Here is an 18,504-nt window from a genome sequence, read left to right as displayed (position 1 = left end):
CCATGCGTATTCTGATCGCCAACGTCAACACCACCGCAGCCATCACCGACGCCATCGCCGAACAGGCCCGCAGTGTCGCTTCGCCCGGCACCGAGATCATTGGGCTAACGCCGTGGTTCGGTGCCGAATCGGTGGAGGGCAATTTCGAGAGTTACCTGGCCGCCATCGCTGTAATGGATCGAGTACTGGCCTATGAGGGGCCCTATGACGCCGTGATCCAGGCGGGCTATGGCGAACACGGCCGCGAAGGCCTGCAGGAGCTGCTGAACGTACCGGTGGTGGACATCACCGATGCCGCTGCCAGCACCGCGATGTACCTGGGCCACGCCTACTCGGTGGTGACGACCCTGGACCGTACCGTGCCGCTGATCGAAGACCGCCTGAAACTCTCAGGCCTGTATGACCGATGCGCTTCAGTGCGCGCCAGCGGCCTGGCGGTATTGGAACTGGAGGAAGATCCTCAGCGTGCCGTCGAAGCCATCGTCGAACAGGCCGAGCGTGCGGTGCGCGATGACAAGGCCGAAGTGATCTGCCTGGGCTGTGGCGGCATGGCCGGGCTGGATGAGCAGATTCGCCAGCGTACCGGGGTGCCGGTAGTGGATGGCGTGAGTGCGGCCGTGACCATCGCCGAATCGCTGGTGCGGATGGGGTTGAGTACGTCGAAGGTACGGACCTATGCCATGCCAAGGGCGAAGAAGGTGGTGGGTTGGCCGATGCGCTTCGGGCGCTAGCGCTACTTCAACAAGACCCGCCTCTTCGCGGGCAAGCCCGCTCCCACAGTGATTACACAGCCTTCAAGGACAGTGCAGTATCTGCGGGAGCGGGCTTGCCCGCGAAGAGACCGATACCGTCTCAGGTCGGGCAGCTATGCTCGCCGCCATTCAGGCCCTGGCGCACGTTGCGGCTGAGCAGGCTGGCCTTGCCGTCGTGCCAGGTCAGGGTAAGCACGTACAAGGTGTCGAAGTCGTCGCCGCTCCAATCCTCGGTGATCACCCGGTCATCGCCCAACGCCTTACCGGCCACGGTGTTGATCAACTCGGGCAGGTAACCATGGGACCAGGCCGTGTAGACGGTCGCATTGCGGTACTTTTCGCTGAGCAGTTCGTCGGCGAGGTCTTCGGTGTCGTTGGCGCCATAGTCGATGTTCACCGGCAGGCCCAGGCGGATGGCACTGGGGGTGATGGTCATCAGCGGGCGGATGTAGCTATAGCTCTGGTCGTTGCTGCCTTCCTCCACATGCCGTGACGGGTTGGCGGCGAACACGTAATCGGCGTTACCGAAGCGCTCCGGCAACAGCGTGGCCAGGTCCAGTGCGCGGTTGAGACCTTGGCAGTTCAACTGCCCCAGACCTTCACCGGGTTTTTCGGCATGGCGCAAAAACACCAGCGTCTGGGTACCGTCGACCGGCTGCGCGCGGCTTTCGACCACATCCAGTGCCAAGGGCACGGCTGCAGCGACGAGCGCCAGGCTCAGCAGCAAGTGGCGACGGCGTCGAAGGAAAGTTGGCAACTTCATGTAGGCAGGCTCTTTGGCAGACAGTATCGGGTTGCCCGTCGCAAGCGCTCCCTGCAGTGAATGCCATCCATGGCCAACGAGTAGGGGTCAGAGTGCCCTCAACCCGTTTGGTTCCTCCGTGAATACGAATGCCGTTCCCTGGGCAAGGCACAGGGTAGAGCCCTTGTGTTGCGCAATGATGTCACAGCGACGCGGATTGATCAGTCCTCGCGCGTCAGCACTTCGAGTAGTTCGATCTCGAAAGTGAGGTCCGAATTCGGTGGGATCGACCCCACGCTGCGCTCGCCGTAGCCCAACTGCGCCGGCACCTGCAGCTTGCGCTTGCCACCCACGCGCATGCCCATCAGGCCTTGGTCCCAACCCTTGATCACGCGGCCGGTGCCGATCACGCACTGGAAGGGTTTGCCGCGCGACCAGGACGAATCGAACTCGCTGCCATCGGCCAGCCATCCGGTGTACTGAGTGGTGATCAGAGCGCCTTTCACGGCGGCTTTGCCGTCGCCCTCGACAAGGTCGGTGATCTGCAGTTCGCTGCTCATGGGCATGCTCCAACGGTGAAATTCAAGGCCGCCGTTTTCTCAGGAATGCACGGGTTTGGCAAGCTCGCGTGGGGTCCCGTGCTGGCGCATCGACCACAGAACCCCACCGATCACCAGGACGATCGCCGCCGCTTCCAGCAGGCTCGGCCCGGTTTGGCGCCAGAGGAAGGCATACAACAGCGCGAACAAGGTTTCGAAGACGATCAGCTGCCCGCTCAAGGTCAATGGCAGCCGTTTGGAGGCGGCATTCCACAGTGCCGTGGCCAGCCACGAGCCCAGTATCGCGCAACCCAGGCAGGCAGCCCAGAACAGCCACCAGCGGGCCATCGGCGCCTCGACGTGCAGCTGCTGGGGCTGCCACAGCGCCAGCACCGCCACCATGACCACGCTGGCCAACCCCGTCATGACGCCGATCAACACCGACCACTGATGGCTGTCGAAATGCCCGCACTGCTTGAGACAGCGGCTGTTCTGCGTGGCGTACCAGGTCCAGCAAGCCAGCGCGGCCAGTGCGTAGAGCAACCCCATGAACTTCTCGCCTATAGCGCCCGGGGCGAACGCGAAGGTTTCCAGGTTGATGCACAGCATGCCGGCCAGAATCAGCGCCAAGGGGCCGATAAGGCGGGTGAGCGGCACCGCGCCGCTGTCGTTGCGACCGTACAAGGTGATGGTCAGCGGCAGCACGCCGACGATCAGCGATGCGGGCGCCACACCGAGCCGCTGGATGGCTGCCACCAGGCAAACGAAGTACACCAGGTTGCCGACCACTGCCAGACGCAACAGCATCCAGGCATCACGCCAGGTGAGTTGGTGCAAATGACGCGCCATGGGGACAGCCAGCAGCAGCGAAATGACGCCGACCAAACCATAGCGCACGCTGCTCAGGAGCATCGGATTGAACTCCGGCAACAGCGCCGGAACCATCAACACCAGGCCCCACAATGCACCGGCCCCACCTGCATACATCACACCGCGCTTCACATCTGTGCTCCCGTTCGATGATCAGCGCAGGCTACCGTTGTGCGGGCTGCCCGGCAAAGGATCTTTCAGCCGAGTTGCTCGAAGGCTTGTTGCCCTGTCAGCTCGGTAGTCTGGTTGGCGAAGCAGTACCAGGCAGGCTTCTGCTCGACGAATATCTGCAGGTTGAATTCCCAGTCCTCGTCGCCGTCCAGCAGCCCCACTGGTATCGCGTAGGAATTCTTGTCTTTGAGCCGGTAGTAAAGGTGTGTGCCACAGCGGCCACAAAAGCCTCGCTGGGCCCACTCGGAGGAGTCGTAGACGCTGGCAGCACGCCCCTCGAAGCGCGGCGGCTGGCTGCAATCCACGACCAGCAACGGACCGCCGGTCCACTTGCGGCACATGCTGCAATGGCAGGCGCTGACGTGGGTGTTGTCGAGGATAACGTGCAGGTGGGTCTCGCCGCAGAGGCAACTGCCGTGTTTTTCCAGGGTCATGGTGGGGCTCCGCGCATTGGCTAGGAGGGCAAGTATAGATCGCCCGCGCACCACGGCTTGTCGCCCCACCGTTTCAATCAGATGAACACGTTGCCGCGCATATACAACGCTGCCCGCCCGCTGATGAGCACCCGGCCGTTGCCCGGTACTTCACACAGCAACTGGCCTTTGCGCGCGCCGCCCTGCTCGCACCGCAGGGTGCTCTTGCCCAACCGGTCCGCCCACAAAGGTGCCAGCGAGGTGTGCGCAGAGCCTGTAACGGGATCCTCGTTGACCCCCACCCTCGGGCCGAACCAGCGCGTAACGAAATCGTAGCCACGCCCCTGTGCAGTCACGGCAATGCCACGCACATCGAAGGCCGACAAGGCAACGAAATCGGGCTGCAGCGAGTCAAGCAGCGAGGCGTCATCGATCACCACTACATAGTCATCTGACCGATACACGGTGTTCGCATGGCTCAAGCCCAGCGCTTTGAGCAAGCTTGCAGGCGCTTCAACGGCCACTGGCTGCTTGGCCGGGAAGTCCATGGCCAGCAGGCCATCGGCGCCACGGCTGACACGCAGTTCGCCGCTGCGAGTGTTGAAGCGCAGCACTTGGGTTTGCTCACCCAGCTGTTCGAACAGCACATAGGCCGACGCCAGGGTGGCATGACCACACAGGTCGACTTCGACAGTAGGGGTAAACCAGCGCAGGTCGAAACCTTCACCATTGCGCACGAAATAAGCCGTTTCCGACAGATTGTTTTCTTCGGCGATGCGTTGCAGCACGGTGTCGGGCAGCCAGCTGTCCAACGGAATCACTGCTGCAGGGTTGCCACCGAAAGGTTCGGCAGAAAAGGCATCGACCTGGAAGATTTCGAGTTGCATGCAAACGCTCCTTGTAGCCCGCGCAGCGCCGGGCGGATTTGAAAGGGTTATACGTGAACTGGCGTGAGTACCTGCTCGCCGGCAAAAAAAGCCTGCAGGTTGCGCAGCACCAGGGTCACGGTATCGCGCGCGGCTTCCGGCGACTGGCCGGCCACGTGCGGGGTGAGCACGGTATTAGCGAGGGCCTTGAGGGTGTCAGGCACTTGCGGCTCGTCATCGAAGACGTCGAGCGCCGCTCCGGCAAGCTGGCCCTGCTGGAGGGCGGCAATCAGGGCCTGGGTGTCGACCACGCTGGCACGGGCGATGTTCACCAGATAGCCCTCGGCCCCCAACGCGCCGAGCACCTGTGCATCGACCAGATGACGAGTGCTAGCGCCACCGGGAGTCGCCACCACCAGGATGTCGACGGCATCGGCCAGGTGCAGCGGGCTGTCGTACCAGGTGTAAGGGACGTCCTGGCGCGGCGTGCGGCTGTGGTAGCTGATGTGCATGTCGAAGCCGAGGTTGGCACGCTTGGCGATGGCCAGGCCGACGGCGCCCAAGCCAAGAATGCCAAGGCGTTTGCCGCTCACCGAAGGGCTGATCACCCGGTTCCACTCGCCTCGACGGGTGCTGGCATCGGCGCTGGGGATATTGCGCAACAGCGCCAGCAACATGGCCAGGGTATGGTCGGCCACGGCGGCGGCATTGGCGCCGGCGCCGTTGGTGACGGTGATGCCACGGGCAGCGGCGGCGGCCAGGTCGACCTGTTCGTAACCGGCGCCGATGACGCAGATGATCTTGAGGTTGGGAAGCGCCTGGATTTCAGCAGCGGTCAGACCCAATGGGCCGCGGGTCAGCACGGCATCGATGCAAGCCGCATGGCGCTGAATGGCGTCGGCACGTAGCTGCGGGGAAGGCGCGCGGATCAAGCGGTAGCCTGCCTGCTCGAGCAGGGGCAGGTAATCGTCGACGGTCTCCACCAGCACCAGGACTGTCTTGCTCATGCACCCCTCCGGCTCAAATTTGAAGGGGCATTATGCGGAGTCACCGGGTAGTACAGTCAATCTGAAAATCCAAGCTCAACTGTACTGTATCGGGGCGCCCATCCTTACTGCGCGAACGCCCGCCCCAGCCCGCCCGGCACACCACTGCTGTCAGTTTCCTGCCATGGGCCTTCCGGGCTCAACGACCAGCTCCAGCCGTTATTCTCATAGCGGTAGTAAGTGCGCTGCCGGTAGAAGGTATTGGGCTTTTTCTCCAGCACATAAACACCCAGCTTCGGATCCCAATGGCTGGCACCGCCCGGTGGCGGTGCAAAGCTCGCGGAAGTCCGTGGCATCGGTTTTGGAATGGCCGCTGGCTTGCTCGGCTGCGTGGAGGGCTGGCCGCCAGGCAACGGTTTGACCACCGGCCCCTTCTGCGGCGGCACCCTCTCGATCGGCGGCGTCGGCTGTTCGTACGGCTCACGCACGGTACACGCGGACAAACCCAGGGCCAGGGTGATCAGGGTCAGGCGGACGGCGTTTCGCATGGCAGGGTTCTCTTACAGGTCGGGGCTGTCGATGGTCAGGTGCTGGGTGGCCTGGGTGCGGGTGGCCAAGGGTGCGCCCTGGCCAATCCACTCGCCATGGGTGGGTTGGCCGGCGCGCGATACACGTGCAACCAGTTGGACTTCAGCAAAGTCGGACAGTTTCATCTGCGGCATCATCGCATCGGCGTCAGACAGCTCGACCTCCAGCGGCAACTGCGCCACGGTCACCCGTTTGGCTGCTAGCGGCATCGGTGGGCCGTTGCTGGCGCGGGCGAAGATGAACACCGTGTCTTCGGGTTTGACCTTGTCCTTCAACGCCGCCGCCAATTCCACACGTACTCTCAGGCGCGTGGAATTGGCGGCCGCAGGCTTGCCCAGGCGCTCGGCGGCACGCTCGATGCCGCCTTGCAGGGCCGCACGCGAAGCATCGCCTTCGGGCAGTTGCGCCAACAGACGCTTCCAGTAGTCGATGGCCTCCTGGTAGCGCTCGCCTTCGAAGGCAGCGATGCCCCGCAAGCCAAGGCTGGTGACTTCGTTCGGATCAGCCTTGAGCGCCTCGTCGGTCAGCGCCTGCACCTGCCCGCTCCATTGCTTGTTGGCGGCGAAATACAAGGCCTGGGCCAACTGCCCCAGCAGTTCGGGCTGGCGCCCGGCCAATACCAGGGCCCGCTCATACGCCTTGGCCGCATCCGCCGGGCGCTGCTCGGCCATGTAGGCACGGCCGAGGAAGTACAGGCCTTCGGCGGAGTCCGGTTGAGCCTCGACGGCGCGTTCCAGGCGCGTGGTCATCTCTTCCATCGACTTGGGCGCGGCGGCGAACTCCTGGGTCAGCTCGACCTTGTCGGCGGCGCCGAAGTGCAGGTACAGCCCCAGTGCCATCAGCGGCACCAGCACCGCGGCCAGCAACGGCAGTACCTTGCCCAGGTGCCCTTGGCTCGGAGCCTCGGCACCTTCAGTGTCGGCCAGCAGTTCGCGGGCGGCTTCGTCGCGGCCAGTGGCCAGTTGCGTTTCGTCCAATACGCCGGCCGCCTGTTGGGCAGCCAGTTCGGCAACGCGCTCCTGGTACAGGGCAACGTTCAGTGCGGTGCGGTCTTCTTCCTGCTGACGGCCACGGCCGCGCAGGATCGGGATCAGCAGAAAGCCGAGGGCGGCGAGCAGCAAAAGGCCCGCGCTTAGCCAGAATTCAGTCATGGTTGCGTTCTTTTTTTAGCAGTTTGGCGAGACGCTCGCGTTCTTCGACGGACAGCTCGTGCGAGCCTTGGGCAACCGGGGTGCGGCGCCTGCGGACGATCACCGCCAGGGCCACGAAGCCACCGACCAGCAAGATGCCTGGGCCGAACCAGAGCAGCCAGGTACGCCCACTGAGCGCCGGCTTGTAGCGCACGAAGTCGCCATAGCGGTCGACCATGAAGTCGACGATCTGCTGATTGCTCTTGCCTTCGCCGAGCATGCGGAAAATCTCGCGGCGCAGGTCGGCGGCGATCGGTGCGTTGGAATCGGCGATGTCCTGGTTCTGGCACTTGGGGCAGCGCAATTCCTTGGTCAGTTGCTGATAGCGCTCGCGCTCGGCGTCGTCGCGAAACTGGTAGGTATCGATGGCCGCCCGGGCCATGCCGGCCAGGCTCAAACCGAGCACGGCGGCTGCAAGCCAGCGCTTCATGGCTTGGCCTCGTCGACCAGGCCTTGGTACAGCGGCGCCAACTGCTCACGCCACACCGTGGCGTCGACGATGCCGACATGCTTGTAGCGGATGATGCCGTTGGCGTCGATCAGGAAGGTCTCCGGCGCACCGTACACGCCCAGGTCCAAGCCCAGGCTACCCTGCTCGTCGCGGATATCCAGCTGATACGGGTTGTGGAAGTCGGCCAGCCACTTCACGGCAGCGGCGTTGTCATCCTTGTAGTTGATGCCGTAGATCACCACGCCCTGCTGTGCCAGCTGGTTGAGGTACGGGTGCTCGACCTTGCACGAGGGGCACCAGGTGGCCCACACGTTGACCAGCGCCGGGCGGCCCTGCAGATCGCCCTGGGTCAGGGTGCGGTCGCCCTGGGTCGAGGCCAGGGAGAACGCCGGGAACGGCTTGCCAATCATTGCCGAAGGCAGCTCGTCGGGCTTGAGGAACAGCCCTTTGTAGAGGAAGACCGCCATCAGCAGGAACACCGCCAGTGGCAATACCATGATCCAACGCTTCATGCAGCTGCTCCAGACACGCCCAGGACATCACGCACCCGGGTCTTGACCTTGACGCGGTAGCGCCGGTCGAAGGCCGCCAGCAAACCGCCCAGGCCGGTCAGCAGACCGCCCAGCCAGATCCAGCGAACGTAAGGCTTGATATGCACGCGCACGGCCCAGGCGCCGTTTTCCAGCGGCTCGCCGAGGGCGACGTACAGGTCGCGGGTGAAGCCGGCATCGATGCCGGCCTCGGTCATCATCGACTGCTGCACCGTGTACAGGCGCTTCTCGGGGTGCAACGTGGTCACCTCACGGCCGTCGCGGCTGACCACGATGGTGCCTTTGTCGGAGATGAAGTTTGGGCCTTCGAAGTGCTTGGCGCCCTGGAACAGGAACTGGTAACCGCCCAGTTCCACGCTTTCGCCCGGGGCCAGGCGCAGGTCACGCTCGGCACTGTTGTTGCTCGACAGCACAACGCCCAAGGCGCACACCGCCAGGCCCAGGTGCGCCAGCTGCATGCCCCAGTAGCTACGGGTGAGGCCGCGCACACCCTTGGCCAGGCCTTTGTGGCGGGTCTTGTCGAGCATGTCGCGCAGGCCGCTGAGCACCACCCAGGCGGCCAGTGCGAAGGCGGTAAGCGTCGGCCAGTCGAAGTCGTCGACGATGAAACCGGCCACCGGCGCCAGCACCGCGCTGCCGATCAGCACCGGGGTCAGCATGCTCGCCAACCACTTGCCGGGGGTGTCCTTCCAGCGCACCAGCACACCTACGCCGAGGACGATCATCAGCAGCGCCATCAACGGCAGGAACAGCGCGTCGAAGTACGGCGGGCCGACCGACAGCTTGGCCCCGGTCAGTGCATCGAGCACCAGCGGATAGAGCGTGCCGAGCAGGATCATCGAGGCCGCTACCACCAGCACCAGGTTATTGGCCAGCAGCAGCGTTTCACGCGACCACAGGGCAAAGCCGACCTGGCTCTTGACCACCGGGGCGCGCAGGGCGAACAGGGTCAACGATCCACCCACCACGAACAGCAGGAAGATCAGGATGAACACGCCGCGCGACGGGTCTGCGGCAAAGGCATGCACCGAAGTCAGCACGCCGGAACGCACCAGGAAGGTCCCCAGCAGACTCAACGAAAAGGCGGCAATCGCCAGCAGTACGGTCCAGCTTTTGAACACCCCCCGTTTTTCCGTCACTGCCAGTGAGTGGATCAACGCGGTGCCGACCAGCCAGGGCATGAACGAGGCGTTTTCCACCGGGTCCCAGAACCACCAGCCGCCCCAGCCCAATTCATAATAAGCCCACCACGAGCCCAGGGTGATACCCACGCCAAGGAACGCCCAGGCGACGATGGTCCAGGGCCGCGACCAGCGTGCCCAGGCCGCGTCCAGGCGCCCGCCCAGCAGCGCGGCGATGGCGAAGGCGAAGGCCACCGAGAAGCCCACGTAGCCCATGTACAACATCGGCGGGTGGACGATCAGGCCAAAGTCCTGCAGCAGCGGGTTGAGGTCGCGGCCATCGGTCGGCACTTGCGGCAACAGCCGCTGGAAGGGGTTGGAGGTGATGATCAGGAAGCTCAGGAAGCCGACGCTGATCATGCCCATCACCGCCAGCACCCGCGCCAGCATTACCTGCGGCAGTTGGCGCGAGAACACCGAAACGGCGAAGGTCCAGCCACCCAGAATCAGCGCCCAGAGCAGCAACGAGCCTTCGTGCGCGCCCCACACGGCGCTGAACTTGTAGTACCAGGGCAAGGCGCTGTTGGAGTTGCTGGCCACATAGGCGACCGAGAAGTTGTCGGTCATGAAGGCGTGCGTGAGGCAGGCGAAGGCGAAGGCCAGAAAGGCGAACTGCCCCCAGGCCGCCGGGCGTGCCAGGCTCATCCACAGGCTGTCGCCGCGCCAGGCGCCGAGCAGCGGTACCGTGGCTTGCACCACGGCAAAACAGATCGCCAGGATCATCGCCAGCTGGCCGAGTTCGGGAATCACCAATGCAGCGTTCATGGCTTGGCCTCCGCCTGGCCGCTTTCTTTCAAGGCCTTGGTGACCTCTGGCGGCATGTATTTTTCATCGTGCTTGGCCAGCACTTCATCGGCCACCACCACGCCTTCGGCATTGAGCTTGCCCAGGGCGACGATGCCCTGCCCTTCACGGAACAGGTCGGGCAGGATGCCACGGTAGGTGATCGGCACCGATTTGTTGAAATCGGTCACCACGAAGCGCACGTCGAGCGAATCGCCCGAGCGCTGCAGCGAACCCTTCTCGACCATACCGCCAGCACGGATGCGGGTGTCCAGCGGTGCCTCGCCATTGGCGATCTGCGTCGGGGTGTAGAACAGGTTGATGTTCTGTTGCAGGGCGCTCAAGGCAAAGCCGACGGCCACCGCGACCCCGGCCAGCAGGCCGAGAATCAGGAACAGGCGTTTCTTGCGCTGCGGATTCACAGGTTGTTCTCCCGGCGCAAACGGCGCGCCTCTTCTTGCAGGTAGCGACGGCGGGCCAGCAAGGGCGCGGCGACATTGACCGCCAACACCGCCAGGCAGATGCCATAGGCCGACCAGACGTACAGGCCATGGTGGCCCATGGCGAGGAAATCGCCGAATGAAGAAAAGCTCATCACGCGGCCCTCCGACCCAGGCTGTTCATCACTTCTTCCCTGACCCAACTGGCGCGCGCTTCGCGCTTGAGCACTTCCAGGCGCATGCGCAGCAACAGCACGGCGCCGAAGAAGCAGTAGAAGCCCAGTGCCGTGCACAGCAGTGGCAGCCACATTTCGGCGGGCATTGCCGGCTTTTCGGTCAGGGTGAAGGTGGCGCCCTGGTGCAACGTGTTCCACCACTCCACCGAATACTTGATGATCGGAATGTTGATCACGCCAACGATGGCCAGCACCGCACAGGCCTTGGCCGCGCTGTCGCGGTTACTGATCGCCTGGCCCAGGGCGATGATGCCGAAGTACAGGAACAGCAGGATCAGCATCGAGGTCAGGCGTGCGTCCCACACCCACCAGCTGCCCCAGGTTGGTTTGCCCCAGATGGCCCCGGTCACCAGCGCCACCGCGGTCATCCAGGCACCGATGGGCGCTGCGCATTGCAGGGCGACGTCGGCCAGCTTCATCTTCCACACCAGCCCCACCACCCCGGCGACCGCCAGCAGCACGTAACAGGACTGCGCGAGCATCGCCGCCGGCACGTGGATATAGATGATGCGGAAGCTGTTGCCCTGCTGGTAATCCTCGGGGGCGAAGGCCAGGCCCCAGACCACTCCGGTAACCAGCAGCAGGATGGCGGAGACGGCCAACCACGGCAGCATGCGGCCGCTGATGGCATAGAACCATTTCGGGGAGCCCAGCTTGTGGAACCACGTCCAACTTATTTTCATCAGGGTACATCCAGGGTATTTGCCGGGCTTGAGAGCCCGGGACTCGTTATTCGCCGACGCTGATCTTCAGGCCGGCCGCTATCGCAAAGGGTGCCAAGGTGACTGCCAGGGCCGTGAGACTGGCCAGCCAGAGCAGATGGCCGGTGGCCGGCATATTCTGCAATGCCGCCTGCAACGCACCACTGCCCAGGATCAATACAGGGATATACAACGGCAGAATCAGCAACGCCAGCAGCAAGCCGCCACGCTTCAGGCCAACGGTCAACGCCGCGCCGACCGCACCCAGCAAGCTCAGCACCGGGGTGCCCAGCAACAGTGAGCCGAGCAGCACCGGCAGGCAATGACTCGGCAGCCCTAGCATCAGCGCCAGCAGTGGCGCCAACAATACCAGCGCCAGCCCGGAAAAGATCCAGTGCGCCAACACCTTGGCCAGCACCAACAGGGCCAGCGGGTGCGGTGACAGCACCCACTGTTCCAGCGAGCCATCTTCGAAATCACTGCGAAACAGGCCGTCGAGCGACAGCAGCACGGCCAGCAAGGCCGCTACCCAGACCAGCCCGGGCGACAAGGTTTGCAACAATTGGCTTTCCGGACCGACCGCCAACGGAAACAGCGCGACGACAATGGCGAAGAACACCAACGGGTTGGCCAGCTCTGCCGGGCGGCGGAACAACAGGCGCGCTTCGCGGCGCAGCAACAGGATGAATACGCTCATGCCGCCCATTGCCCCAGGTTCAATTCACGGTAGCCGGACGGCTTGCATTCGAGGGTGTGGTGCGTGGTCAGCACCACCGTGCCGCCCTGTTCGCAGTGGGCTGCCAGGTGCCTTTCGAGCTGAGCCACGCCCTGCTTGTCGAGGGCGGTGAACGGTTCGTCGAGGATCCACAGCGGCGGGGTGTCGAGATACAACCGCGCGAGTGCGACCCGGCGCTGCTGGCCGGCCGACAGCGTATGGCAGGGAACGTCTTCGAAACCACGCAGGCCGACCGCCGCCAGGGCTGCCCAGATCGCCTCAGCGGTAGCCGGCTGGTGCAGGGCGCAGAGCCAAGCGAGGTTTTCCTCGGCGGTGAGTAGGTCCTTGATCCCTGCGGCGTGGCCGATCCATAGCAGGATGCTGGCCAGTGCGTGGCGCTGTTCGCCCAGTGGTTGGCCGCCCAGCAGAATCCGCCCGGCGGTGGGCTGCATCAACCCGGCCAGCAGGCGCAGCAGGCTGGTCTTGCCGCTGCCGTTGGGGCCGCTGATCTGCAGCATGTCGCCGGGCCGCAGTTCGAAATCGAGGTGCTCGAACAACAGGCGCCAGTCGCGCTCGCACGCCAGGCCTGCGGCTTGAAGGTGAAGGGTCACGGGTTCGCCTTATCTATATGCTTCTCAAGTCGTCCCCCTCGCTGCCGTTATACTGGCAGTGGCGAACGGCGGGCATTATTACATGAGCTGCCCTGCTGCCAAGAGGTCGGGCCTCACAGGTTGTATACAATCATGACTGAAATCAATAGTGTCGGCGCACAAAACGCTATCAATGCGCAGGCGATCAAGGCTCAGCTGACCGGCGAACTGCTCAAACTGACCCAGGCGCAGCCGGGGTTGCTCAAGCCGGGCGAAGCTGCCCAGGCCGACGTGCTGAGCCTGCGCCAAACCGGTAGCACCTTCCAGCTGGTATTGCAGGTGTTGCAGGCCAATGGCAATCAAGCTCAGGTTCAGGCCACGGCCAATCAGCCGATCCCCCCGGGGAGCCAGATCACCGTCAGCCAACCCCAAAGCGACCGCTTGAACGTTCTGCTACAACAGGCCAGCGCCAGCAACGTCGCCACCCTCACCCAGCTCGACACTGGCAAGGTCCCGGTCGGCACTCTGCTGCAGGGCAAGGTCCTGACCAACCAGGCACTGCCGAAAAACCCCGGCGAAGTGGCCAGTTTCCGCTCGCTGGTGAGCCTGCTGAACACGGCCCAGGCCGGCGCCACGCTGACCCTCGACAGCCCGCGTCCACTGCCGATCGGCAGCTTGCTCAGCGCCTTGGTGCAGGATGATCAGTCGCTGCGCTTCGTGCCGCTCAGCAATCGCCAGGAGCAGTTGAACGTCGCCCATCAGTTGCTCACCCAACAAGGTCGACAAGCGTCTTTGCCCGGCATGCTCAATGCCTTGCAGCAGATTGCCAACAGCCCAATCAGTGATGGCGAGCTGCGCAGCACCGCCAACAGCCTGCTGGCCGGCCTTGCGGATGCACGCCAGCTCAGCGACGGCAAAGCGCTCGCCCAGGCCCTCAACAACAGCGGCGTCTTCCTTGAGGCCAAGCTGCTCAATGGCCTGAGCGCCAGTGTCGTCACTGACCTCAAGGCACAGCTGGTGCGGCTGGTGGCCCAGGCCTCGGTGGGCGCACCCGCCAGCCCGCTCACCCTGGCTCAGGTAATGCCGGCCATGGCCCGCGGTGCGCTGGGCATGCTGGAGCGGGTCAGCCCAAAGCCAGCACCGGGTGCTTTTCCATTGCCCTCACGGCTGTTGCAGGCCATGGAAAACGAAGGGGATCTGCAGCAACTGCTGCGCCTGGCCGCCGCCGCCATCTCTCGCTTGCAGAGCCATGCCCTGAGCAGCCTGCAACAATCCGGCACACTGGAAAACGGAAACCTGCAAACCACCTGGCAAACTGAGATCCCGGTGCGTCACGGTCAAGAATTCATCCCGCTGCAGGTCAAGCTTCAGCGTGAGGAAACCCCACAGCAACAGGCTGATCGCCAGCGCGAACCGCAAGACCCGCTGCAGGCGTTATGGCGCATTGAGCTGGCCTTCGACCTGGCGCCGCTGGGGCCACTGCAAGTTCAAGCGCAATTGACCCAGGGGCGCCTGTCCGGCCAGCTGTGGGCTGAGCGTGAGCAGACTGCACGACTGATCGACAGCCAGCTCGGCCAACTGCGCGACCGCCTGCTGGCCCGAGGCCTGGATGTCGGCGACCTGGAGTGCCACTCCGGCATCCCGCCACAAGGCCCGCGCACGCGGGTGGAACAACGCTGGGTAGACGAGACCGCATGACTGCCAAACCACCCCGCCAGGCCATCGCCCTGAGCTATGACGGCCAGCAGGCCCCTACCCTCAGCGCCAAAGGTGACGACGCACTGGCCGAAGCCATTCTGGCCCTGGCGCGCGAGCACGAAGTGCCGATCTATGAGAACGCCGAGTTGGTGAGCCTGTTGGCACGCCTGGAACTGGGCGACCAGATTCCAGAAGCGCTGTACCTGACCATCGCCGAAATCATCGCCTTCGCCTGGCAGTTGCAAGGCAAAGCCCCCCAAGGCTTCCAGGATCAGACAGCGCGCTCCAGGGATATCACTCCGGGATGCCCCTTGCTGACCTACGACGTTGGTGCCAGTCAGCCCAAAAGAGACAGCGCCCTATAACACCGACTGTGGTTTCGTGAACAACAACAGCATGATCGGCAGCCATTCACAGAATCCAACCCTGGATGCGATATCGGACGAGATCCTTCGACGCTTCGAGCTGGACCCGCACTTCTACACTCGCCGCCCGAACGCGCAGCTGCCGACCGCCGCCGCATTGGACTACACGCGGAAACTGAGCTTGATGACCGGCCCCGGCGTACTCAATGCCGTCATCGACACGCAGCTGCCGGCGCTCAAGCAGTTGCGCGAAGCCTGCTCCCTGCTGGGTTCCCCCCTCTATGACGTGCACAGCGCGCTCAATCTCTCACAATTCAGCTCGATCCTCAGGGAGTACGCGCCACTCGACCTCATTGCGCGTATGGGAAGCGCCCACAGCTGGATTGCGCAGTAGGCGAGAAAGCCAGTAAACGCTGGCAACCAGGCGCGGTGTTAATCAATTACCGCTGCCTGGCGTACAGCGCCCCTCAGAGTGTTCACCTTCGAACAACGCAGGTATCACCATGAGCATTCCCTATCCGGAACAGACTTCGTCCGCGCGCATCTCGCCCACTTCCCTCGCCCGGACCACGCGGCCAACCAGGCGATCGAACGCTGGAGCACTACGCAAGGTGTGAAGCTGGATATCGAGCACACCGATGTGGTGACCTTGCACTACCAGAGCGACGGCCACGGCGGCTGGAACGCGGTAGTGGCACAGCGCACGAGCCTGACCGAAGCCCTGCTCGGCAATTGGCAAGGTGAGTCCGACAACAACTTGATCGGCGCCTTGATGCACGAACCTTGGGCCGGCCAGATGCCCGGGGCGATGCAGATTGTCGATCGGCTGCAGACGCCGGACTCACTGACCAACGGCACCGGCTATGAAGTCTTCAACGGCCTGTTCCGGCGCGAGCCTGTACAGCGCTACAGCAGCGATACACATGTCCCGTTAGCCGCTGAAACCTTTCAGAAGTTCATCTGGGATCTGGACTTTCATACCACCTACCGGCACATGCTCGACAGCTATTGGCAGGACCATGCGCAGAACCACAGCACCTGTCAGCGGGTGAACTTCATTGCGGCGTGCAACAAGCAAGCCGCCGACGGCAGCCTGAGCCACAATGCCGCTTGGCTGGCATGGCGGGCCGCTGGCCTGGCTCCCGATGCTTCCGGCGTGCAAGCCTGGCCGCTGAACGTCTACGGTTACGCGGCCACCGATCTGATCTGCTTCACGGACAGTGCCAACGGCCTCACGCTCTTGTATATCCCCGGCAATTCCTCGCCATTGCATGAGTTCAGCACCGCAGAGGCGATGCAGCAGTGGTTTGCCAAGCAATGCAAGCGCCCGGACACTCGCCTGGCCCTGGAGGCGCACTTCCCGGTCGATGAACGGGCCGACGGCCTCAGCTACAGTGGCCTGGCTACGGCGCTTGACGGCCTGGCAGCCTATCCTAAGCCTAATCACCTGTCGTCGGATCGACCGGGGTTCACCACCGAGGGCGTGTGGAAGCCCGCCATCTACATCAACTACAAGGTGAGCAAATACAGCCAGCCCATCACCGGCGACCTGTTCCTGGCCCTGACTGAACGCCAGCGCCAACGCAGTTACCGTGATGCTGATGCCATGATCACCACTGCCCGCGACGTCGAAAAAGCCCGATGGCTCGGTTACCTGCGCTCAGCCTGCAACCTGCTTGCGCCGTTGTCGCTGGTCGTACCCGAACTGGCTATCGTCTTCGCGCTCGGGGGCGTGGCCCAGTTTGGCCTGGGTCTGGATCAAGCGATCAACGGCAAGACTGCCGAACAGAAAGCCGCAGGGGTCAGCGACACCGTCTTCGGCTTGCTCAATGCCGCGCCGCTGGCGCACGCCGTGGCAAACGAGCGACGCTTGCTGTTTCGCTGGCGGAGCAGCCGCTTCGTAGCCCCTCGCGAAATAAACGGCCAGATGGGCTATCCGTTGAGCCCCATGGACCCACCCCACTTTGCGGAGCCACAAGGGGTAGCGTTCTTCCGCCGGAACACTACCATCGAACCTTTGCCGGGGGCCGATCCGGCTACCGCGGCTGCAGTGCAGCGGATCCCCAGGTACACCGGGGACCCTGACTTGATGAGCGCTTCAGTAGGCGGTTATCTCGGCGATGTGGTGTATGACGTCGAAGCTGACGCTTTTCTCAAGGGCGATTATCTGGACGAAGTCGAACCAACCCATTACCGGGCTACTCTCGACACAAGGGACCTGCAGAAGGTAGACGCCGAACATCAGGCCAACGACCAGGCACGCATGGCGACCCTGCGCGCCTTGGGTATTGATTTGCACCTGCCAGTCGACTTGCAGCGTCCGCTCGCCGAAGCCCAGGCAAACCTACCCACGCACATATCCGGCATCTGGGTTGGCGACAAGGTCATAGGGACTGCGCTGCTGGAAAATATTGGCAAGAACGCGGCCCTGCTCGAGGGCACCCCCTGGTCGCTGCGCCTCTACCTCAGTAACGCCAGCGCCGAGGTCTATCAGGAAAACCTGCAGCTGCTGATTGAGCACGCACCCAGCGTGCAGGTCTTCCCACTGGAAAACCAGCCGTTGTACGAGAGCTTCAGGCAAACGCCCGGTTTTGCACAGTTTCAGGCCGCTATCGACGGCAATGATGGCGTTGCACGCAACTATGCCTCGGCTTCGGACGTACTGCGCTATCACCTGCTTTATCACGAAGGAGGCCTGTACATGGACCTCGATGACAGTCTCCTGACGCCAGGCGAGTATCCCCAAGGCGAACGTGCAGGTTTTGTCGGCCAGCCGATGGCGAACCTGCAGTTACCGTGCTCGGCTGACGGCATCCTGCTGCCTTATCCCATGTCCAACGAGACTTTAGGCATGGACTGCCTGTTCAACAACAGCGTCATCGGTAGCCAGGCAGGCAACCCCACGCTACTGGCCATCAGCGCGGAAATGAACGAGCGCTGGCTGGCAGAACCCGGCTTCTACCTGCACAGGCCAGACCCGCTGGAAAATCCCGAGGCCTTCACAGAGTACGCAAAGACCCTGAGCTACCTCACCGGCCCGCGCCTGCTCAGTGACATGATCGACCGCCACCTGCCGGACTTGGCACAGCTGCGCCAGCTATGGAATCTGCACGGCATCAGGTTGGTCAATAAACGCTACATCGCAACGCCCGAGGCCATGATGTCAGCGTTTGATCAGGCCTTCCCGCTGAGCCGCGTCGCGCGCATAGGCGGCACTCAGTCCTGGAAACACACTTGAGACCGAAGCCATCAGGGTGCCACTGCACACGTGGCCCCCTCTTCACTCCGACCGATGCAGCTTGCTCATCAACTCCGCCTCGGCCTGGGTAAGCCCGCAGGACTCTGTCAACTCAGAGACGCTTGCGCCCATTCCGACAAGCTTGGCCGCCTGGCTGAAGGTCACGCTGCTGGGGTCGCGCTGTTCCAGGCGCTCCAACCGGTCCGGCACGCTGGCTACCGCCACGCGCAGCTCATGGATGGCCTCACCCATGCGCACGGTGCCGTTCTGGTAGTCATCCAGGCTTTTGGCCAAATCCTTGATGCGCTGGTCACGCAACGCATCGCCCACGGCCTGCTGCGCGGCCAGCTCGCGTTGGCGCTTGCTGTAGTTGAGGAAGAACCACAGGCTCAGGGCCCACAGCAGCGCCAGGAAGATGACAGCAACCTCGAAAATCAA

At 63.5% G+C, this 18,504-nt stretch carries 22 protein-coding genes; 5 read left to right on the top strand and 17 right to left on the bottom strand.

Translation table 11 applies throughout. The features are described 5' to 3' along the window. The first annotated feature begins 2 nt into the window (after positions 1–2). Positions 3–731 carry an aspartate/glutamate racemase family protein gene (locus ACZ6YA_RS00215; RefSeq protein WP_465894687.1) on the top strand — a complete coding sequence of 243 codons (729 nt, stop codon included), beginning with the start codon at positions 3–5 and terminating at the stop codon, positions 729–731. 121 nt (positions 732–852) lie between these two features. Here the strand turns inward: ACZ6YA_RS00215 and ACZ6YA_RS00210 are convergent, their stop codons facing one another. The 16 genes from ACZ6YA_RS00210 to ccmA all read right to left on the bottom strand — a co-directional run bounded on the left by ACZ6YA_RS00210 (position 853) and on the right by ccmA (position 12,786). Further along, positions 853–1,515, bottom strand: a complete 663-nt coding sequence (locus ACZ6YA_RS00210) for a histidine phosphatase family protein (RefSeq protein ID WP_465894685.1) — start codon at positions 1,513–1,515, stop codon at positions 853–855. Positions 1,516–1,715: 200 nt separating this feature from the next. Beyond that, positions 1,716–2,054: an FKBP-type peptidyl-prolyl cis-trans isomerase gene (locus ACZ6YA_RS00205; RefSeq protein ID WP_465894684.1), complete on the bottom strand. Its 339-nt coding sequence runs from the start codon at positions 2,052–2,054 to the stop codon at positions 1,716–1,718. A gap of 39 nt (positions 2,055–2,093) precedes the next feature. Beyond that, the gene (locus ACZ6YA_RS00200) at positions 2,094–3,035 is read right to left on the bottom strand and encodes a DMT family transporter (protein WP_465894683.1); all 942 of its coding nucleotides are present in this window, start codon (positions 3,033–3,035) and stop codon (positions 2,094–2,096) included. 65 nt (positions 3,036–3,100) lie between these two features. Beyond that, positions 3,101–3,508 (bottom strand): GFA family protein, encoded by a 408-nt coding sequence (locus tag ACZ6YA_RS00195; protein ID WP_465894682.1) that lies wholly within the window; start codon positions 3,506–3,508, stop codon positions 3,101–3,103. Positions 3,509–3,585: 77 nt separating this feature from the next. Then, positions 3,586–4,374: a PhzF family phenazine biosynthesis protein gene (locus ACZ6YA_RS00190; protein WP_465894681.1), complete on the bottom strand. Its 789-nt coding sequence runs from the start codon at positions 4,372–4,374 to the stop codon at positions 3,586–3,588. 47 nt (positions 4,375–4,421) lie between these two features. Beyond that, positions 4,422–5,360: a 2-hydroxyacid dehydrogenase gene (locus ACZ6YA_RS00185; RefSeq protein WP_465894680.1), complete on the bottom strand. Its 939-nt coding sequence runs from the start codon at positions 5,358–5,360 to the stop codon at positions 4,422–4,424. Positions 5,361–5,464: 104 nt separating this feature from the next. Beyond that, a complete protein-coding gene (locus ACZ6YA_RS00180) occupies positions 5,465–5,887 on the bottom strand; it encodes a hypothetical protein (protein WP_465894678.1) in 423 nt (140 codons plus the stop codon). A 12-nt stretch (positions 5,888–5,899) separates the two neighbouring features. After that, the gene (gene ccmI / locus ACZ6YA_RS00175; RefSeq protein ID WP_465894677.1) at positions 5,900–7,078 is read right to left on the bottom strand and encodes a c-type cytochrome biogenesis protein CcmI; all 1,179 of its coding nucleotides are present in this window, start codon (positions 7,076–7,078) and stop codon (positions 5,900–5,902) included. Continuing rightward, the gene (locus ACZ6YA_RS00170; protein WP_465894675.1) at positions 7,071–7,547 is read right to left on the bottom strand and encodes a cytochrome c-type biogenesis protein; all 477 of its coding nucleotides are present in this window, start codon (positions 7,545–7,547) and stop codon (positions 7,071–7,073) included. The genes ccmI and ACZ6YA_RS00170 overlap by 8 nt, the downstream gene beginning before the upstream one ends. Beyond that, the gene (locus tag ACZ6YA_RS00165) at positions 7,544–8,080 is read right to left on the bottom strand and encodes a DsbE family thiol:disulfide interchange protein (RefSeq protein ID WP_465894674.1); all 537 of its coding nucleotides are present in this window, start codon (positions 8,078–8,080) and stop codon (positions 7,544–7,546) included. The genes ACZ6YA_RS00170 and ACZ6YA_RS00165 overlap by 4 nt, the downstream gene beginning before the upstream one ends. Beyond that, positions 8,077–10,050, bottom strand: coding sequence for a heme lyase CcmF/NrfE family subunit (locus tag ACZ6YA_RS00160; protein ID WP_465895316.1), 1,974 nt, complete (start codon positions 10,048–10,050; stop codon positions 8,077–8,079). The genes ACZ6YA_RS00165 and ACZ6YA_RS00160 overlap by 4 nt, the downstream gene beginning before the upstream one ends. A gap of 11 nt (positions 10,051–10,061) precedes the next feature. Further along, positions 10,062–10,505, bottom strand: a complete 444-nt coding sequence (gene ccmE / locus ACZ6YA_RS00155; protein WP_400795069.1) for a cytochrome c maturation protein CcmE — start codon at positions 10,503–10,505, stop codon at positions 10,062–10,064. Next, complete coding sequence (ccmD, locus tag ACZ6YA_RS00150) at positions 10,502–10,678, bottom strand: heme exporter protein CcmD (RefSeq protein ID WP_400795071.1); 177 nt, start codon at positions 10,676–10,678, stop codon at positions 10,502–10,504. Before ccmD ends, ccmE begins: the two co-directional genes overlap by 4 nt. Next, positions 10,678–11,442, bottom strand: a complete 765-nt coding sequence (locus ACZ6YA_RS00145) for a heme ABC transporter permease (RefSeq protein ID WP_465894673.1) — start codon at positions 11,440–11,442, stop codon at positions 10,678–10,680. Before ACZ6YA_RS00145 ends, ccmD begins: the two co-directional genes overlap by 1 nt. Positions 11,443–11,488: 46 nt before the next feature. Then, positions 11,489–12,166: a heme exporter protein CcmB gene (gene ccmB / locus ACZ6YA_RS00140; RefSeq protein ID WP_013973563.1), complete on the bottom strand. Its 678-nt coding sequence runs from the start codon at positions 12,164–12,166 to the stop codon at positions 11,489–11,491. Further along, a complete protein-coding gene (ccmA, locus tag ACZ6YA_RS00135) occupies positions 12,154–12,786 on the bottom strand; it encodes a cytochrome c biogenesis heme-transporting ATPase CcmA (RefSeq protein WP_465894672.1) in 633 nt (210 codons plus the stop codon). The genes ccmB and ccmA overlap by 13 nt, the downstream gene beginning before the upstream one ends. Before the next feature lie 132 nt (positions 12,787–12,918). Between ccmA and fliK the strand changes: the two genes are divergently transcribed. From fliK to ACZ6YA_RS00115, 4 genes are all read left to right on the top strand, one after another. Beyond that, on the top strand, positions 12,919–14,463 hold the full coding sequence (gene fliK, locus ACZ6YA_RS00130; protein WP_465894670.1) for a flagellar hook-length control protein FliK: 1,545 nt from the start codon (positions 12,919–12,921) through the stop codon (positions 14,461–14,463). Then, positions 14,460–14,828: an EscU/YscU/HrcU family type III secretion system export apparatus switch protein gene (locus ACZ6YA_RS00125; RefSeq protein ID WP_465894669.1), complete on the top strand. Its 369-nt coding sequence runs from the start codon at positions 14,460–14,462 to the stop codon at positions 14,826–14,828. The genes fliK and ACZ6YA_RS00125 overlap by 4 nt, the downstream gene beginning before the upstream one ends. A 16-nt stretch (positions 14,829–14,844) precedes the next feature. Next, on the top strand, positions 14,845–15,222 hold the full coding sequence (locus tag ACZ6YA_RS00120) for a hypothetical protein (RefSeq protein WP_465894668.1): 378 nt from the start codon (positions 14,845–14,847) through the stop codon (positions 15,220–15,222). Positions 15,223–15,300: 78 nt separating this feature from the next. After that, a complete protein-coding gene (locus ACZ6YA_RS00115) occupies positions 15,301–18,066 on the top strand; it encodes a dermonecrotic toxin domain-containing protein (protein ID WP_465894667.1) in 2,766 nt (921 codons plus the stop codon). 42 nt (positions 18,067–18,108) lie between these two features. Here ACZ6YA_RS00115 and ACZ6YA_RS00110 read toward each other — a convergent pair whose 3' ends face one another. Next, positions 18,109–18,504 (bottom strand): DUF2802 domain-containing protein, encoded by a 396-nt coding sequence (locus ACZ6YA_RS00110; RefSeq protein WP_465894666.1) that lies wholly within the window; start codon positions 18,502–18,504, stop codon positions 18,109–18,111.

The organism is Pseudomonas sp. NPDC090752, assembly GCF_055584805.1.
Note: the sequence above shows the minus strand (reverse complement) of the source record. Positions and strands in the feature narration are given on the sequence as shown.

Excerpts from the sequence above, each read along its gene's own strand:
- ACZ6YA_RS00125 (WP_465894669.1), top strand. The coding sequence starts at position 14,460 with ATGACTGCCAAACCACCCCGCCAGGCCATCGCCCTGAGCTATGACGGC.
- ccmD (WP_400795071.1), bottom strand. The coding sequence starts at position 10,678 with ATGAGCTTTTCTTCATTCGGCGATTTCCTCGCCATGGGCCACCATGGC.
- fliK (WP_465894670.1), top strand. The coding sequence starts at position 12,919 with ATGACTGAAATCAATAGTGTCGGCGCACAAAACGCTATCAATGCGCAG.
- ACZ6YA_RS00170 (WP_465894675.1), bottom strand. The coding sequence starts at position 7,547 with ATGAAGCGCTGGCTTGCAGCCGCCGTGCTCGGTTTGAGCCTGGCCGGC.
- ACZ6YA_RS00165 (WP_465894674.1), bottom strand. The coding sequence starts at position 8,080 with ATGAAGCGTTGGATCATGGTATTGCCACTGGCGGTGTTCCTGCTGATG.
- ACZ6YA_RS00185 (WP_465894680.1), bottom strand. The coding sequence starts at position 5,360 with ATGAGCAAGACAGTCCTGGTGCTGGTGGAGACCGTCGACGATTACCTG.
- ACZ6YA_RS00180 (WP_465894678.1), bottom strand. The coding sequence starts at position 5,887 with ATGCGAAACGCCGTCCGCCTGACCCTGATCACCCTGGCCCTGGGTTTG.
- ACZ6YA_RS00145 (WP_465894673.1), bottom strand. The coding sequence starts at position 11,442 with ATGAAAATAAGTTGGACGTGGTTCCACAAGCTGGGCTCCCCGAAATGG.
- ACZ6YA_RS00210 (WP_465894685.1), bottom strand. The coding sequence starts at position 1,515 with ATGAAGTTGCCAACTTTCCTTCGACGCCGTCGCCACTTGCTGCTGAGC.
- ACZ6YA_RS00190 (WP_465894681.1), bottom strand. The coding sequence starts at position 4,374 with ATGCAACTCGAAATCTTCCAGGTCGATGCCTTTTCTGCCGAACCTTTC.
- ACZ6YA_RS00195 (WP_465894682.1), bottom strand. The coding sequence starts at position 3,508 with ATGACCCTGGAAAAACACGGCAGTTGCCTCTGCGGCGAGACCCACCTG.
- ACZ6YA_RS00205 (WP_465894684.1), bottom strand. The coding sequence starts at position 2,054 with ATGAGCAGCGAACTGCAGATCACCGACCTTGTCGAGGGCGACGGCAAA.
- ACZ6YA_RS00215 (WP_465894687.1), top strand. The coding sequence starts at position 3 with ATGCGTATTCTGATCGCCAACGTCAACACCACCGCAGCCATCACCGAC.
- ccmI (WP_465894677.1), bottom strand. The coding sequence starts at position 7,078 with ATGACTGAATTCTGGCTAAGCGCGGGCCTTTTGCTGCTCGCCGCCCTC.
- ccmB (WP_013973563.1), bottom strand. The coding sequence starts at position 12,166 with ATGGGCGGCATGAGCGTATTCATCCTGTTGCTGCGCCGCGAAGCGCGC.